Raw genomic sequence first — 14114 nt, forward strand, 5'->3', positions numbered from 1 at the left:
CGCATATCCAATCCTTGAAGCAACTGGATTCGAGGCTATGTCGTGGGGACATAACCTTCAAGGTCGAATGAATGTGCCTGGCGACGGTGCGACTTGACTGCCGCGGTCAGCCTTATCGAAGCGCGATGAACCGTCTCAGCGCGACAACCACTGCGCCACCAACGGCGGCACCGTCTTCACCGCGGTGCCCTGCAGGAAACGGTAATAACGCGGCACCTCCTGCAGTTCCGGCGACACGAACACGCGCTCGGCGGTGGGCGGGGCGTAATCGACCAACCCAGCGGCCGGGAACACGGTCAGCGAGGTGCCGATCGCCAGCACCTTGTCGGCGTTGGAGAAATGCTGCGCCGCCTGCTCCAGATGCAGGACGCCTTCGCCGAACCAGACCACGTCCGGACGCAACTGGCTGCCCAACTCGCACAGATCGCCGATTTCGATCAGCGGGCCCTTGAGCGTGTAGATGCGCGATTCGTCGGCGCTGCTGCGCGCCTTGAGGATTTCGCCGTGCACGTGGATCACGTGGGTGGAGCCGGCGCGCTCGTGCAGGTCGTCGATGTTCTGCGTGATGACGACGACGTTGTACTTGTCTTCCAGCCGCGCGATGGCTTCGTGCGCCGCGTTCGGGCGCGCGGCCAGCACGGCCTTGCGGCGTTCGTTATAGAAACGCAGCACCGTCGCGGGATCGCGCTCGAACGCCTGCGGCGAGGCGACGTCCTGCAGACGGTACTCGTGCCACAGGCCGCCCATGTCGCGGAAGGTCTTCAGGCCGCTTTCGGCGCTGACGCCGGCGCCGGTGAATACGACGATGTTCGGTTTCATGTTCGACACTCTGAATCGGGAACCGGCGCCGCGATCGCGCGCGCCGCGCCCGCCAGGGCGTTCGCGACGGGCGACGACGATTGCGACGGGGCTTTCAACCATAGCGCAACCACGCGCATCTGTTGAGGGCGGACGCTGCGCGCGCGCCGCCCGATTCCGGCCGCCGCGGCTTCACGGCCGGCGCTTATCATCGACACGTCACGAGTGGGAGACAGGAATGATCGCTTATCTGCTGGGCATGGTCTTGGGCGCGGCGCCGGCGACGGCCGCCGCCGCAACCGCGACGGCGCCGCCGGCCGCGGCCTCCGTCGAGCCCGCCGGCAGTTGGGTGGTCCGCGACGTCACCGTCATTCCGGCCGATACCGATGAAGTGCTGGCGCATCGCACGGTGCTGATCCGCGACGGCAAGATCGCCCGGATTCTGCTGCCCGGCGCGGTGGCGAAGGTCAAGGACGCGACCGTGGTGGACGGGCGCGGCAAGTTCCTGGTGCCCGGTTTCGTCGATGCGCACCTGCATATCGCCACCGAGGGCGCGATTCGCGGCAGCAAGGACGCGACGCTGTCCGGCCTGGATCTGGGCGGCGACCACCGCTACGACCGCCAGGTGATGCTGAGCCTGCTCAAGGCCGGCGTCACCGGCGCGGCCAATCTGGGCGGCAGCGTGAGCAGCGACGACGACCTGCTGTGGCTGCGCGGCGAAATCGACGCCGGCCGCATCGACGGGCCGAAGCTGTACGTCGGCAAGCTCATCAACGGCCCGCGCGCGGCGGTCGAGGCCAAGCCCGAAGGCGCGGTGCCGGCGTCGAAACCCGAAGCGCCGACCACCGCCGCCGACGGCGTCACCGCGGTGCGCCGCGCGCGCGAACGCGGCTACGATTTCATCAAGCCGTATCAGTTCCTAAATCGCGAAACCTATCTGGCCGTGGTCGAGGAAGCCAAGCGGCAAGGCTTCATCACCACCGGCCATCTGCCGCAACTTGGGTGCGACAGCTGCGCCGACCGGGACTTCGCCTTCGCCCATCCGATGACCAACGTCGCCCACATCGAAGAGCTGGCGCGCTTCGCCCGTGTCGGCAGCGATCTGGCGCCGAAGGACATCGACGCGCTGGCGCAGGCGATGGTCGATAGCCGCATGTCGGTATCGCCGGGCCTGATCACGCTCAAGACCATCGTCGGCATGTACGTGCAGCGCGAAGTGCCGCCGGTATCCAGCCAGTGGCTGAAACTGGTCGATCCGGTCACCCGCCGCGATTGGGCGCCGCCGGCCAACCGCTATCTGAGCCAGGCCTTCCGCGATCAGGAGAATGCCGACCGTTTCTCGGCCGGCTACGACTTCGGCCGCGTGCTCACGCGCGAACTATGGAAACGCGGGGTCGGCTTCACCGTCGGCACCGACGCGCCCTTGCCCGGGCTGCCGTTCGGCGTGTCGGCGCAGCAGGAAATGATCGAACTGCGCGAGATCGGCCTCAAGCCGGTGGAAGTGCTGCGCGCGGCCTCGATCAACGCCCATCGCCTGTTCGACCCGGGCGCCGGCAGCGGCGCGGTGCGCGAGGGCGAAAGCGCGAACCTGGTCTTGCTCAACGCCGATCCGCTGGCCGATATCCAGAACGTGGCGAAGATCGACGGCGTGTTCGCGCAGGGGCGCTGGCTGTCGATGGCGCAGATCGATCGCAAGCTGGCCGAAAGCGAAGCCTTCGAGCGCGACCTGGAGCGGCAGTTGCAGGCGCGCAAGCCGGCGGCGCCTTGAGTGAGGCGCCGTTGACCGCCCTGACGGCGGTCAACGGCTGGATAAGTTCTTCGGGCGGGGGATGCAAATATCGCGGCGCGATCGAGATCGCGCCGCGAAGTTTCAGCCTTGCAAGAACGCCAGCAGATCGGCGTTGAGCCGGTCCTTGTGGGTGTCGGTCAATCCATGCGGCGCGCCCGGGTAGACGATGAGCTTGCTGTCCTTGATCAACTTGGCCGAGGCGCGGCCGGCGGCGTCGATCGGTACGACCTGATCGTCGTCGCCGTGCACGATCAAGGTCGGCACGTCGAATTTCTTCAGGTCTTCGGTGAAATCGGTGGCCGAGAACGCGGCGATGGAGTCGTAGGTGTTCTTGTGGCCGCCGGCCATGCCTTGCACCCAGAACCAGTCGATCGCGCCTTGCGAAGGCTTGGCGCCGGGCCGGTTGAAGCCGAAGAACGGGCCGGCGGCCAGATCCTTGTACAACTGCGAACGGTCGGCGAGCGAGGCCGCGCGCAGGCCGTCGAACACGTCGATCGGCAGGCCGCCGGGATTGCGGTCGGTCTTGAGCATCAGCGGCGGCACCGCCGAAATCAGTCCGGCTTTCTTGACCCGCGCGGTGCCGTGACGGCCGATGTAGCGCGCCACTTCGCCGCCACCGGTGGAGAAACCGAACAGACTCGCATCGCGCAGGTCCAGGTGTTCGATCAGTTCGGCCAGATCGTCGGCGTAATGATCCATGTCGTTGCCGTCCCAAGGTTGGGCGGAACGGCCGTGGCCGCGGCGGTCGTGGGCGATGCAGCGAAAACCGTTGCCGGCCAGGAAGAACATCTGCGCTTCCCAACTGTCGGCGGTCAACGGCCAGCCGTGGCAGAACACCACTGCGGGGCCGCTGCCCCAATCCTTGTAGTACAGCTCGATGCCGGCGCGCGTGGTGAAGGTGCTCATGGGGGCTCCGTGGTCTGTGGGGCGCCCGCGTGGAAGCAGACCGCGCACGGCCAGGGCGGCCGTTCGCGGCATGCCATCCTGGCGGAAGCTGGAGAACGGGCGGCGCGAGGACGCGGCCCATTAACGGTCGACGGACAAAGCCGGCGGCGGCGGACAGCGTAGTTGCCGATCCGTGACGGTTATCGCGATCGGGTTTGGCGCGTGCGCTCATTGCCGAGCGCCGCCGCGCCTCAGCCGCGTTCGCGCGCGAAGCGTCGGCGATAGTCGCGCGGGCTGACGCCGAGCTTGCGGCGGAAGTGATGGCGCATGGTGATCGCGCTGCCGAAACCGGTCTCGCCGGCGATGCGGTCGATCGAGGCGGGCGTGGTTTCCAGCAGCTCGCGCGCGCGTTCGACCCGCGCCTGGATCAGCCAGTCGGCCGGCGTGGCGCCGGTGGCCTGCTTGAAATGGCGCATGAAACTGCGCTCGCTCATCGCCGCGATCCGCGCCAGTTCGGCGATCGTCAGCGGCTCGGCCAGGCGTCGGCGCATGTCGTCCAGCAGCGGCGCCAGCGCGCCGCGTTCGCTGCGCTGCACCGGCCGTTCGATGTACTGCGCCTGGCCGCCTTCGCGATGCGGTGCGATCACCAGGCGCCGCGCGACGTGATTGGCGATGCGCGGGCCCCAGTCGCGCCGCACCAGATGCAGGCACAGGTCCAGCCCGGCGGCGCTGCCGGCCGACGTCAGCAGGCGGCCTTCGTCCACGTACAAGGCGTTGGCGTCGATGCGGATGCGCGGATAGCGTTCGCGCAGGGTCTCGAGGTAACGCCAATGGGTGGTGGCGCGGCGGCCGTCGAGCAGTCCGGTCGCGGCCAGCACTAACACGCCCGAGCAGATCGACAGCAGCCGCGCGCCGCGCGCATGCGCTTCGCGCAGGGCATCGACGATGGCGGCCGGCACCGGCGTGTCGCTGCCGCTCCAGCCCGGAACGATCACCGTGCCGGCGCGCGCCAGCCGGTCCAGTCCGGCGTCGGCCTGGATCTTCAGGCCGTATTGGCCGCGCAAGGGGCGGCGCTGGGCGGCGCAGGTTTCGAAGCGGTACCAATCGCGGCCCAGGCGTTCGCGGGTCAGTTCCGGCCGCGCCAGCCCGAACACTTCCGCCGCGCAGGAAAACTCGAACGCGCACAGGCCCTCGTAGGCCAGCACCGCCACGCGCGGATTGATCGGCGCGCCGGTCTTCGCGGCGGCGCGCGCGGGCTTGCGGAGCACGGCGGCGGACTTCGGCATGATTTGATCGAAGTGTGGCAATCCTGCCAATGGTGGCGCAGGCGGGCGCTGCCGACAATGAGCGCGTCGTCCTCACCCCGCCGGAGTTGATCATGCGCAATGCCGTCACCGAGATTCCCGCCGCCGCGCCCGCAATGGCGCTGGCGCACTTCCAGGCGCAGTTCGCCTTCGAGACCGATTGCTGGGACACCCATGCCGCGATGGCCACGGCCGAGCCCGGCTTCGTGCTGGTCGATACGCGCAGCCCCGAGCTGTACGCACGCGGCCACCTGCCTGGCGCGATCAATCTGCCGCATCGCAAGATGATCGCCTCGCGCATGGCCGCGTACCCGGCTTCGACGTTGTTCGTGACCTACTGCGCCGGCCCGCATTGCAACGGCGCCGCGCGCGGCGCGGTGCGGCTGGCCGGGCTGGGCTATGCGGTCAAGCTGATGGCCGGCGGCGTCACCGGCTGGCTCGACGAAGGCTTCGCGCTGGCGAGCGGGGAGGACGACGCGGCGGCTTGAGCGAAGCGCTGACGTCGGCCGCGTGCGCAAGGCACCCGCAACAGCGCGCGCCGCTACCGCCGCGAGAACCTGATCGTGTCCGGCTTCCGCGACGCCATCGCCGAGAACCGCTTCTCGCTGTTCGCGCAGGAGATCCGCGAGCTCGGCCCGCATCCGGGCCCACAGCGGCATTACGAGATCCTGCTGCGCATGCGCGACGAGCACGGCGCGATCATCGAGCCGGCGCAGTTCGTGCCGGCAGCCGAGCGCTACGGGTTGATGATCGACCTGGACCGCTGGGTCGTCGGCACCTTGCTGCGCGACTACATCGGGGCCTTGCGCGCGACCCCGGATATTGCGCCGTCGGTGAACCTGTCCGCCAACTCGCTCAGCGATCCGCGGCTGTGGCCGTTCCTGCGCGACGAACTGCGTCGCGCCACGCTGGCGCCGGGACGGCTGAGCCTGGAAATCACCTATACCGCGCTGATATGTCGAGGACACGCAAGACTCTGGAACTGGTGCGGGCGCTGGGCATCGACAAGGCAGGGGTACGCCATCGCGATGCCGCGGGCCTTGAGCGAGGTGTTCGCATTGCCCGTCGGGCACAGCGGGGCCTGAACATAAAATTTCTTCGCAGCGGGCATGTCACGGCGGCGCGGGGTGGATCGTCGTATCGTGACGAGCGATTCGAATACGCGCATCGACGCGTCCGCACCGCTTCATCGCCTTCCCCCATTCGCAAGGAATCCGCATGAATCCCGCATCATCCCGGCCGGTCTTCGTCCTCAGCAATCCCGCCGGCCTGTACGATCCCGCGCCCAACGGCTATTCGCATCTGGCTCAGGTCGAGGCCGGCGCGCGCTGGCTCCTGGTCGCCGGGCAGGGCGGCGAAACCGCCGACGGCGCGCTCGACCCCGACTTCCGCGCGCAGGTGCGCCAGGCCATGGCCAACCTGATCACCGCCCTGGCCGCGGCCGGCGCCGGCCCGCGCGATGTGGTCAAGCTGACCGTGCTGGTGGTCGATCACAGCCACGAGCGCCTGCACGTGTTCGGCGAAGAACTGGCCGCGGCGTTCGGCGCCGATCACCGCCCCGCCTGCACCTTGATTCCGGTGCCGCGTCTGGCCCTGGACGGGATGTTGTTCGAGATCGAGGCCTTCGCCGCATTGGCCGGCTGAGGCCGCAGGATAGACTGGCTCCCCCCGATTCGCGCCCGCGCCATGCCCGCCAATACCGAAACCGACACGCCCGCCTTGCAACTGTCGCCCATCGTCGCCGGCGTATGGCGCATGGCCGAATGGAACTTCGATGTCGATCAGCGCCGGGACTGGATTCATCAGGCCCTGGCGCTGGGCATCGACAGCTTCGATCACGCCGATATCTACGGCGACTACCGGGTGGAGTCGCTGTTCGGCGAGGCGCTGGCGGCTGAGCCGTCCTTGCGCGATCGCATCAGGATCGTCAGCAAGTGCGGGATCAAGCTGACCTCGGCGCAGCGGCCCGAACACCGGATCAAGTCCTACGACAGTTCGCGCGAGCACGTGCTGGCTTCGGTCGAGAACTCGCTGCGCGCGCTGCGTACCGATCGCCTCGATCTGCTGCTGATCCATCGCCCCGATCTGCTGATGGACGCCGACGCCCTGGCGCGCACCTTCGAGGACCTGAAGGCCGCCGGCAAGGTGCTGCATGTCGGCGTGTCCAATCACACGCCAGCGCAGCTGGCGCTGTTGAACTCGCGCCATCGCCTGGCCACGCACCAGATCGAACTGTCGCCGCTGCATCTGCCGCCGCTCGACGACGGCACGCTGGAGCAATGCCAGGCGCTGGCGATGCGGCCGATGATCTGGTCGCCGCTCGGCGGCGGGCGCTTGTTCGACGATGCCGACACGCACGCCCGGGAGGTGCGCGAAGTGCTGGCGGCGGTGGGCGAACGCTACGGCGGCGCGTCGGTGGCGACGATGGCGTATGCGTGGTTGCTGCGGCATCCCTCGCGGCCGTGGCCGATCACCGGCAGCGGCCGCGTGCAGGGCCTGCGCGATGCTGTGCAGGCGTTGGCGATCGAGCTGAGCGCGCAGGACTGGTACGAAATCTGGCAGACCGCCGCAGGCCGCGAAGTGGCCTGAGGCCGCGGGCGCCATCGCGCCAACAAAAAGGCCGCCGGTGTTCCGGCGGCCTTCGTGTTTGCGCGGGTCGGCGGCGGCTTATTGCGCCAGCGAGTTCTCGCTGAGCTGCTTGAGGTCGCGCAGGCCTTTTTCGAACATGCCGCCGACCATCTTGTCCATGCTCATGAAAATGCCCATCGCCTTGAACAGGAAGCTGTGGCGGCCGCTCATGGCCCAGGTCACCTCGGTTCGCGCGCCGACCGGCGTGAAGGTGAATTCGGCCAGGTTGTGGGCTTCGAAGGGCTTGAGGAAATCCAGTTGGATCTTGATGTACTGATCCGGCCGGGTTTCCAGGATCAGCATGCGGCCCTCGCCGACGTTCTTGTTGCCGACCCAGCCGTAGATCGCGCCTTCGCCCGACTCGGCGCCTTCATAGCTGCGGCGCAGGTCGGGATCGACGTTTTCGAACGGCGACCACTGCGGCCAGCGATGGAAATCCTGCACCTGGGCGAACGCGGCCGCGGGCGGCGCGTCGATGAGGAGGCTGCGTTCGACCCGGAAAGCCGATGGCCGCATCGCCGCCACGACCAGGAACAACACGATGAGCGCGGCGATGGCGAAAATAATGATCTGCAACATGGCGAGGCGTCCTGAGGTTCGGGGAAGTGAACGATGCCGCGATCAGCGACCTTGCGATTCCAGGCGCTCGACCGATTCTTGCACGTCGGCGGGAAAATCCTCGATTTCCATGACCTTGCGGATCTCGATGGTCTCGTTGTCCGAGCCCGGGCAGCGCTTGGCCCAGGCGATGGCCTCATCGCGCGAAGCCACATCGAGCATCCAGAAGCCGCCGAGCACTTCCTTGGCCTCCGGGAAGGGGCCGTCGGTGACCGTGGGCCGGCCGCCGCGGAAGCTGACCCGCGCGCCCATCGACGGCGGGTGCAGGCCGTCGAGCGAGATCAGCACGCCGGCCTCCTGCAGTTCCTGGTTGTAAGCCCGCATCGTCTCGATCTGTTCGGCGCTGGGCAGCGTGCCGGCCTTGGCGGATTCGTAGCCTTGCGGAATCATCAGCATCATGTAGCGCATGGGTGTTTCTCCTGTGCTTGTCGTCGGGTCGACGCGGCGGGCGGGCTTGGGGTTTAAGCCGGTTGCAGTGCCGCGTTCTTGCAAGGACGACGAACCGGCGCGCGCCGGTTCGACACGCGGGCGAAAAATATTTCGCGCCGCCCGCGGCGGCGATCCACGCGGCAGGCGCCGCGGAACTGAATCGAATCTGTCTTGCGTGTGCCGCGACGCCGCAGCGATGACCAAGGGACTGCTTACCATCGCGCCTTCATTGACCGAAGGTGAGGCCGGTAATGAGCAATGGGCGGATCACACGCAGCGCATGGGCCGGAACCCTGACCGGACTGCTGCTGAGCCTGGGCGCGGCCCGGGCCGAAGATGCGCCGGCGCCGGCGCGACCGGCCGCGGCCAAGGCCACGCCGGCGGTTGCCGGCAAGGGCGCCTCGAAGGCGCGGCCGGCGCCGGATACGAGCCTGGACCTGTACGCCGAACCCGACCGGCTCGTGGACATCGGCGGCGGCCGCCGGCTCAACCTGCGCTGCACCGGCCAGGGCGAACCGACCGTGCTGCTGGAGTCGGGCTTCGGCGCCGACTCGCTGGCCTGGGCCAAGTCGCAGCCGCAGATCGCGCTGCAGAACCGGGTGTGCTCCTACGATCGCGCCGGCCTGGGCCACAGCGACGCCGGCCCCTTGCCGCGCGACCTGCAGGCCGATGTCGCCGACCTGCGCGCGTTGATCGATGCCGCCGAACTGGACACGCCGCTGATCCTGGTCGGCCACTCCTACGGCAGCCAGATTGTGCGCCGCTTCGACGAGCGTTATCCCAAGCAGGTCGCGGCGCTGGTGCTGGTCGATCCGCCGGAGCAGAACGTCGGCGAGTTTTCCGCCGGCTATGCCAGGACCGAGGCCGCGATCGCGCCGAAGATGCTCGCGCTGTACGCCGCCTGCGAGCGGGGCGCGAAGGACGGCCGGCTGAGCGCGGCCAGGCCGCCGTCGGATCTGCGCAACTGCCTGCGCGGGCCGAACCCGAACCACAGCGACAAATTGAACGCCGCGATCCGCGCCTGGCGCTCCAGGCCGGCGTTCTGGCAGACTATGATTTCCGGCTCGCAGGACCGCCTGTCGATGTACGGCAGCGCCGTGCCCAAGAGCGAGCGTCACGACGGTAAACCGGTGATCGTGCTCAGCGCCGACCAGCCGTACGCGGGCGCGCCGCCGGACGATCTCAAGGCGCTGACCGATGCGCGCGAACAGACGCATATGGCGTTGATCGCGACCTCGCGGCTGGCCAAGCGGGTGACCATCGCCAACAGCTCGCACGACATTCCCGGCGATCAGCCCGCGGCGCCGGCTATTGCGGTGTTCGAGGCGATACAGATGCGCAAGCGGGGTGAGGGACGGTAGTGGGCTGCACGGTGGAAGGTAGCGACAAGCGAGAGATGGCGGAGGAGAGGTAAAAGTCGTAAGGCATCCGATGCCGCTTCACTCATCGTCGCCCCGTTTGCGTTCCGTCGCCCCCAGCCCGTCATTCCCGCGAACGCGGGAATCCAGCGTCTTTCGTGCAAGGTAACCGCGTCCCCTCAAGCCCGTCATTCCCGCGAAGGCGGGAATCCAGGGCCTTTCGTGCGAGAACGTTTGAAGTCGCTGGATTCCCGCCTTCGCGGGAATGACGGTAGGTAAGAACGCTTGAGTAAGTGGCGCGGTTGCGCCGCCAAGCCCCCACGCAGAAGAGCGTCCACTCCGCGCGGTCTTCCGCGAGGTCGTCCCATCGCCAAGATGGAATGTACCGTCGCACCCACGCCCCCCTTGCCCAACGCCAACACGCTCACACTTCTTTACCGCGACAAGCCGGAATATCGGCAACTTCGCGGCGGCGCCGTCGGCGCCCGCCGCGTCACCGCATTCGAACGCATAAACACGAAGGAGTCAGCATGGAACTGGGCATGGTCGGCCTCGGGCGCATGGGCGCCAATATGGCCGAGCGATTGGTGCGCGGCGGACACACGGTCAGCGGTTACGATCCCGGCCCGGCGGCGCGCGAGCAGGCCGCCGCGCGCGGCGTGGGCACGCCCGCGTCGCTGGCCGAACTGGTCGCCGCGCTGCCGGCGCCGCGCGCGCTGTGGCTGATGGTGCCGGCCGGAAAGGTGGTCGATGCGACCATCGCCGAGCTGGTGCCGCTGCTCGCGCCCGGCGACACGATCATCGACGGCGGCAACTCCAACTACAAAGACACCCTGCGCCGCGCCGCGGAACTGTCCGGGCACGGCCTGCACTACGTCGATTCGGGCACCAGCGGCGGCGTATGGGGATTGAAGGAGGGCTACAGCCTGATGATCGGCGGCGAAGAAGCCGCGGTCGAACGCCTGCGGCCGATCTTCGAAACCCTGGCGCCGGCGGCCGATCGCGGCTGGGGCCGGGTCGGGCCCAGCGGCGCCGGACACTTCACCAAGATGGTCCACAACGGCATCGAGTACGGCCTGATGCAGGCCTACGCGGAAGGCTTCGCGATCATGGGCCACAAGGCCGACTTCGGCCTGGACCTGCACCAGATCGCCGAAATCTGGCGCCACGGCAGCGTCGTGCGTTCCTGGCTGCTGGACCTGAGCTCGGACGCGCTCGGCAAGAACCCGAGCCTGGACGGCATCGCGCCTTACGTCGAAGACTCCGGAGAAGGCCGCTGGACCGTGGCCGAGGCGATCGACCTCAACGTCTCCGCGCCGGTGATCACCGCGTCCTTGCTCGAACGCCTGCGCTCGCGCGACAAGGACTCCTTCGCGGACAAACTGCTCGCGGCGATGCGCAACGAGTTCGGCGGGCACGCGATCCGCAAGGAATGAATCGACGCCGCCGGGCTGAATCCGGCGCGCGTCGCGGCGGCCGCGCTATGCTCGCGGCCAGCCGCGCATCCGGCGGCGCTTCGGGGCCCGCGCATGTCCATGCCATCGTCGCCGTCATCGATCCCGGCCGACGCCGCCGTTTCCGCGCCGCCCGCGAGCGATACCGACGCCCCCGGCCTGACCCGCCTGGGCGCGGCGCGGCTGGACATGATCGATACCCTGCGCGGTCTGGTGATCGCGCTGATGGTGCTCGATCACGTCCGCGATTTCTTCCATCGCCAGGCGCTGCAGTTCAGTCCCACCGATCTGGATCAGACCACGCCCGTGCTGTTCGCCACGCGCTGGGTCACGCACCTGTGCGCGCCGAGTTTCGTCTTTCTCGCCGGCGTATCGATCTACCTGCAGAGCGTTGGCGGCAAGAGCCGCGCCGAACTGTCGCGCTTCACGCTCTCGCGCGGCGCCTGGCTGGTGCTGCTGGAACTGACCGTGGTCGGGTTCGGCTTCCAGTTCCTGTGGCCGTTCGTGTTCCTGCAGGTGATCTGGGCGATCGGCTTCGCCATGATCGCGATGTCCGCGTTGCTGTGGCTGCCGCGCCAAGCGGTGTTGGCGCTGGGCATGCTGATCGTCGCCGGGCACGGATTTTTGGCCGGATTCGATGCGCAGTCGCTGGGCGCGTGGGCGCCGCTGTGGACCGTGCTGATGCGGCCGGGCCCGTTGCCGGGCATCGAGAGTTTCGTCGCCTATCCGGCGCTGCCGTGGACCGGGGTGATGCTGATTGGTTACGGCCTGGGGCCGATGTTCATGCTCGAAGCCGGGCGGCGCCGGCGCGCGATCGCGGCGCTCGCGCTGGCGTTGTTGGCGACGTTCGCGATCCTGCGCGGCGTGTTGGCGTTCGGCGATCCCAGGCCGTGGCGACGCATGGCCGATCCGCTCTTCGATGCGATGTCGTTCGTCAACGTCTCCAAGTATCCGCCGTCGTTGCAATATGTCCTGGCGACATTGGGCGTGTCGTTGCTGCTGATGCTCGCCCTGGAGCGATTGCGCGGGCCGTTGCGCCCGGTGCTGCTCGCGTACGGGCGAACGCCGTTGTTCACCTACCTGCTGCACATCTACCTGGCGCACGGCCTGGCCGTGGCGATCGGCGTCGCCGGCGGCATTCCGGCGTCGGCGTTCCCCGGCATCATCGGCAACGGCCAGCGCCTGCTCGAAGCGGGCTGGGGCATGGGACTGCCGGCGGTGTTCGGCATGTGGCTGCTGGTCCTGGCGATCCTGTATCCGTTGTCTCGCTGGTTCGCCGGAGTCAAACGCCGCCGCCGCGACCCCTGGTTGAGTTATTTGTGATCTAAGACCTTGGTCTAATTGAGAGGCGGCGCATGCCGCTTTCACACGTGCGGTCACGGATGACAACGATGTCTTCTCTCGCGCCGCGCTAGCCTGCGCAGGCAGTCCGTGCTCGAGCATGCGCGAGCACGGCTGCACCCCTCGCCGCTTTCGCACCGACCTTGTTTCGTCGAATCGATCCTCTCCCACATGCGCTTTCATGCGCGTGAAGCGGGCGAGCGCGCGCGCGGCCTTGTCCGGTTGTCGTTCCCCACTTCGGAGATACCTCATGGCTATCGTCACGAAATCCACGCATCGCACCGCGGTACGCCGCGGCCTGCAATGGCTCGCCCTGGCCGTCGCCGCCACCGCCTTCATCGGCGCCGCGCAGGCCGCGCCCAACTATCCCTTCGGCAGTCATCGCCAGGCCTATGTCAGCGGTACGCTCAGTCCGAGCGTCGGCCGCGCCTCGGCCGATCAGTCCACCGCTTCGTTCTACAACAGCTGGAAACAGCGCTACCTCAAGACCGCGTGCAAGTCGGGCGAATATCGCATCAAGGCCGACACCGGCGATGCCTACGTGGTCTCCGAGGGCCAGGGCTACGGCATGCTGATCACGGTAATGATGGCCGGCAACGATCCGCAGGCGCAGACGTACTTCGACGGACTGCACCGCTACAACCGCGGCCATCCCAGCGTCAACGACCCCGACCTGTTGGCGTGGGCGCAGGACGTGAACTGCAAGAACGTGGTCGGCGCCGATTCGGCCACCGACGGCGATCTCGACATCGCCTACGCCTTGCTGCTGGCCGATGCGCAATGGGGCTCGGCCGGCTCGATCAACTACCTCAGCGAAGCGCGCAAGGTGATCGCCGCGATCCGCCGCAGCAACGTGCATCCCACCACCAGGCTGGTGAATCTGGGCGACTGGGTCGATAGCAGCTCGCCGGCGTACTACAACTCCACCCGCAGCTCGGACTGGATGCTCGGCCACTTCCGCGCCTTTGGCGCCAAGCTCGGTGACAGCTACTGGACCGGCGTGCTCGACGCGCACCAGAACCTGATCGTGAAGATGCAGAGCACCTACGCGCCGAACACCGGCCTGCTGCCGGACTTCATCGTCAACACCAACACCACCGCCAAGCCGGCGCCGGCCGGCTTCCTTGAAGGCGACTACGACGGTGCGTATTCGTGGAACGCCGGGCGGGTGCCGTGGCGCATCGGCATCGACGCGGCGGTCAGCGGCGACACGCGTTCGCGCAACGCCGCGCGCAAGCTCAGCCAATGGATCCGGGCCAAGGCCGGGAACAATCCCAACAACATAAAGGCCGGCTACAAGCTCGACGGCGCGGTGATCGACAACTACAACGAAGTGTTCTTCACCGCGCCGTTCGCGGTCGCCGCCACCGTCGATCCCGATGCGCAGGCGTGGCTCGACAAGCTGTGGACCTACATGGCCACCGGCGCGCCCGGCGATTACTACGGCGACAGCGTCAAGCTGCTGTCGATGCTGGCGGTGTCGAATAACTGGATCAAACCCTGATCCGGC

14 protein-coding genes are annotated in these 14114 nt (G+C 67.9%); 9 read left to right on the forward strand and 5 right to left on the reverse strand.

Going from position 1 to position 14114, the window contains the following annotated elements:
- Positions 1-135: 135 nt before the first annotated feature.
- Positions 136-819 carry an NAD-dependent deacylase gene (locus tag J7J50_RS20385; RefSeq protein WP_215057101.1) on the reverse strand — a complete coding sequence of 228 codons (684 nt, stop codon included), beginning with the start codon at positions 817-819 and terminating at the stop codon, positions 136-138.
- A gap of 217 nt (positions 820-1036) precedes the next feature.
- Here J7J50_RS20385 and J7J50_RS20390 point away from each other — a divergent pair, with 217 nt between their 5' ends.
- Positions 1037-2566: an amidohydrolase family protein gene (locus J7J50_RS20390; protein WP_215057100.1), complete on the forward strand. Its 1530-nt coding sequence runs from the start codon at positions 1037-1039 to the stop codon at positions 2564-2566.
- A gap of 102 nt (positions 2567-2668) precedes the next feature.
- Here J7J50_RS20390 and J7J50_RS20395 read toward each other — a convergent pair whose 3' ends face one another.
- Positions 2669-3493, reverse strand: coding sequence for an alpha/beta hydrolase (locus J7J50_RS20395; protein ID WP_215057099.1), 825 nt, complete (start codon positions 3491-3493; stop codon positions 2669-2671).
- A 230-nt stretch (positions 3494-3723) separates the two neighbouring features.
- On the reverse strand, positions 3724-4758 hold the full coding sequence (gene ftrA, locus J7J50_RS20400; RefSeq protein ID WP_215057098.1) for a transcriptional regulator FtrA: 1035 nt from the start codon (positions 4756-4758) through the stop codon (positions 3724-3726).
- 92 nt (positions 4759-4850) lie between these two features.
- Here ftrA and J7J50_RS20405 point away from each other — a divergent pair, with 92 nt between their 5' ends.
- From J7J50_RS20405 to J7J50_RS20420, 4 genes are all read left to right on the forward strand, one after another.
- On the forward strand, positions 4851-5264 hold the full coding sequence (locus tag J7J50_RS20405) for a rhodanese-like domain-containing protein (protein WP_215057097.1): 414 nt from the start codon (positions 4851-4853) through the stop codon (positions 5262-5264).
- A 75-nt stretch (positions 5265-5339) separates the two neighbouring features.
- Complete coding sequence (locus tag J7J50_RS20410) at positions 5340-5861, forward strand: EAL domain-containing protein (protein WP_215057096.1); 522 nt, start codon at positions 5340-5342, stop codon at positions 5859-5861.
- Between the two features lie 133 nt (positions 5862-5994).
- A complete protein-coding gene (locus tag J7J50_RS20415; RefSeq protein WP_215057095.1) occupies positions 5995-6420 on the forward strand; it encodes a RidA family protein in 426 nt (141 codons plus the stop codon).
- Between the two features lie 42 nt (positions 6421-6462).
- On the forward strand, positions 6463-7365 hold the full coding sequence (locus J7J50_RS20420) for an aldo/keto reductase (protein ID WP_215057094.1): 903 nt from the start codon (positions 6463-6465) through the stop codon (positions 7363-7365).
- A 78-nt stretch (positions 7366-7443) separates the two neighbouring features.
- Here J7J50_RS20420 and J7J50_RS20425 read toward each other — a convergent pair whose 3' ends face one another.
- Both J7J50_RS20425 and J7J50_RS20430 read right to left on the reverse strand, forming a co-directional pair.
- Entirely contained in the window at positions 7444-7983 is a 540-nt protein-coding gene (locus tag J7J50_RS20425) for an SRPBCC family protein (protein WP_215057093.1), read from the reverse strand.
- A gap of 42 nt (positions 7984-8025) precedes the next feature.
- The gene (locus J7J50_RS20430; RefSeq protein WP_215057092.1) at positions 8026-8430 is read right to left on the reverse strand and encodes a YciI family protein; all 405 of its coding nucleotides are present in this window, start codon (positions 8428-8430) and stop codon (positions 8026-8028) included.
- A gap of 272 nt (positions 8431-8702) precedes the next feature.
- Here J7J50_RS20430 and J7J50_RS20435 point away from each other — a divergent pair, with 272 nt between their 5' ends.
- The 4 genes from J7J50_RS20435 to J7J50_RS20450 all read left to right on the forward strand — a co-directional run bounded on the left by J7J50_RS20435 (position 8703) and on the right by J7J50_RS20450 (position 14108).
- Positions 8703-9812: an alpha/beta hydrolase gene (locus J7J50_RS20435; RefSeq protein WP_215057091.1), complete on the forward strand. Its 1110-nt coding sequence runs from the start codon at positions 8703-8705 to the stop codon at positions 9810-9812.
- A gap of 527 nt (positions 9813-10339) precedes the next feature.
- Positions 10340-11245 (forward strand): phosphogluconate dehydrogenase (NAD(+)-dependent, decarboxylating), encoded by a 906-nt coding sequence (gene gnd / locus J7J50_RS20440; RefSeq protein WP_215057090.1) that lies wholly within the window; start codon positions 10340-10342, stop codon positions 11243-11245.
- Positions 11246-11338: 93 nt separating this feature from the next.
- Positions 11339-12586 carry a heparan-alpha-glucosaminide N-acetyltransferase domain-containing protein gene (locus J7J50_RS20445; RefSeq protein WP_215057089.1) on the forward strand — a complete coding sequence of 416 codons (1248 nt, stop codon included), beginning with the start codon at positions 11339-11341 and terminating at the stop codon, positions 12584-12586.
- 268 nt (positions 12587-12854) lie between these two features.
- A complete protein-coding gene (locus tag J7J50_RS20450; protein WP_215057088.1) occupies positions 12855-14108 on the forward strand; it encodes a glycosyl hydrolase family 8 in 1254 nt (417 codons plus the stop codon).
- Positions 14109-14114: the final 6 nt, after the last annotated feature.

Source organism: Lysobacter sp. ISL-50 (genome assembly GCF_018612875.1).
In the GTDB taxonomy this organism is placed as follows: Bacteria; Pseudomonadota; Gammaproteobacteria; order Xanthomonadales; family Xanthomonadaceae; genus Lysobacter.

Bases quoted from the DNA above. Each gene is read 5' to 3' on its own strand.
- J7J50_RS20425 (WP_215057093.1), bottom strand. From the start codon at position 7,983: ATGTTGCAGATCATTATTTTCGCCATCGCCGCGCTCATCGTGTTGTTC.
- J7J50_RS20415 (WP_215057095.1), top strand. From the start codon at position 5,995: ATGAATCCCGCATCATCCCGGCCGGTCTTCGTCCTCAGCAATCCCGCC.
- J7J50_RS20430 (WP_215057092.1), bottom strand. From the start codon at position 8,430: ATGCGCTACATGATGCTGATGATTCCGCAAGGCTACGAATCCGCCAAG.
- gnd (WP_215057090.1), top strand. From the start codon at position 10,340: ATGGAACTGGGCATGGTCGGCCTCGGGCGCATGGGCGCCAATATGGCC.
- ftrA (WP_215057098.1), bottom strand. From the start codon at position 4,758: ATGCCGAAGTCCGCCGCCGTGCTCCGCAAGCCCGCGCGCGCCGCCGCG.
- J7J50_RS20420 (WP_215057094.1), top strand. From the start codon at position 6,463: ATGCCCGCCAATACCGAAACCGACACGCCCGCCTTGCAACTGTCGCCC.
- J7J50_RS20445 (WP_215057089.1), top strand. From the start codon at position 11,339: ATGTCCATGCCATCGTCGCCGTCATCGATCCCGGCCGACGCCGCCGTT.
- J7J50_RS20395 (WP_215057099.1), bottom strand. From the start codon at position 3,493: ATGAGCACCTTCACCACGCGCGCCGGCATCGAGCTGTACTACAAGGAT.
- J7J50_RS20450 (WP_215057088.1), top strand. From the start codon at position 12,855: ATGGCTATCGTCACGAAATCCACGCATCGCACCGCGGTACGCCGCGGC.
- J7J50_RS20385 (WP_215057101.1), bottom strand. From the start codon at position 819: ATGAAACCGAACATCGTCGTATTCACCGGCGCCGGCGTCAGCGCCGAA.
- J7J50_RS20435 (WP_215057091.1), top strand. From the start codon at position 8,703: ATGAGCAATGGGCGGATCACACGCAGCGCATGGGCCGGAACCCTGACC.
- J7J50_RS20405 (WP_215057097.1), top strand. From the start codon at position 4,851: ATGCGCAATGCCGTCACCGAGATTCCCGCCGCCGCGCCCGCAATGGCG.
- J7J50_RS20390 (WP_215057100.1), top strand. From the start codon at position 1,037: ATGATCGCTTATCTGCTGGGCATGGTCTTGGGCGCGGCGCCGGCGACG.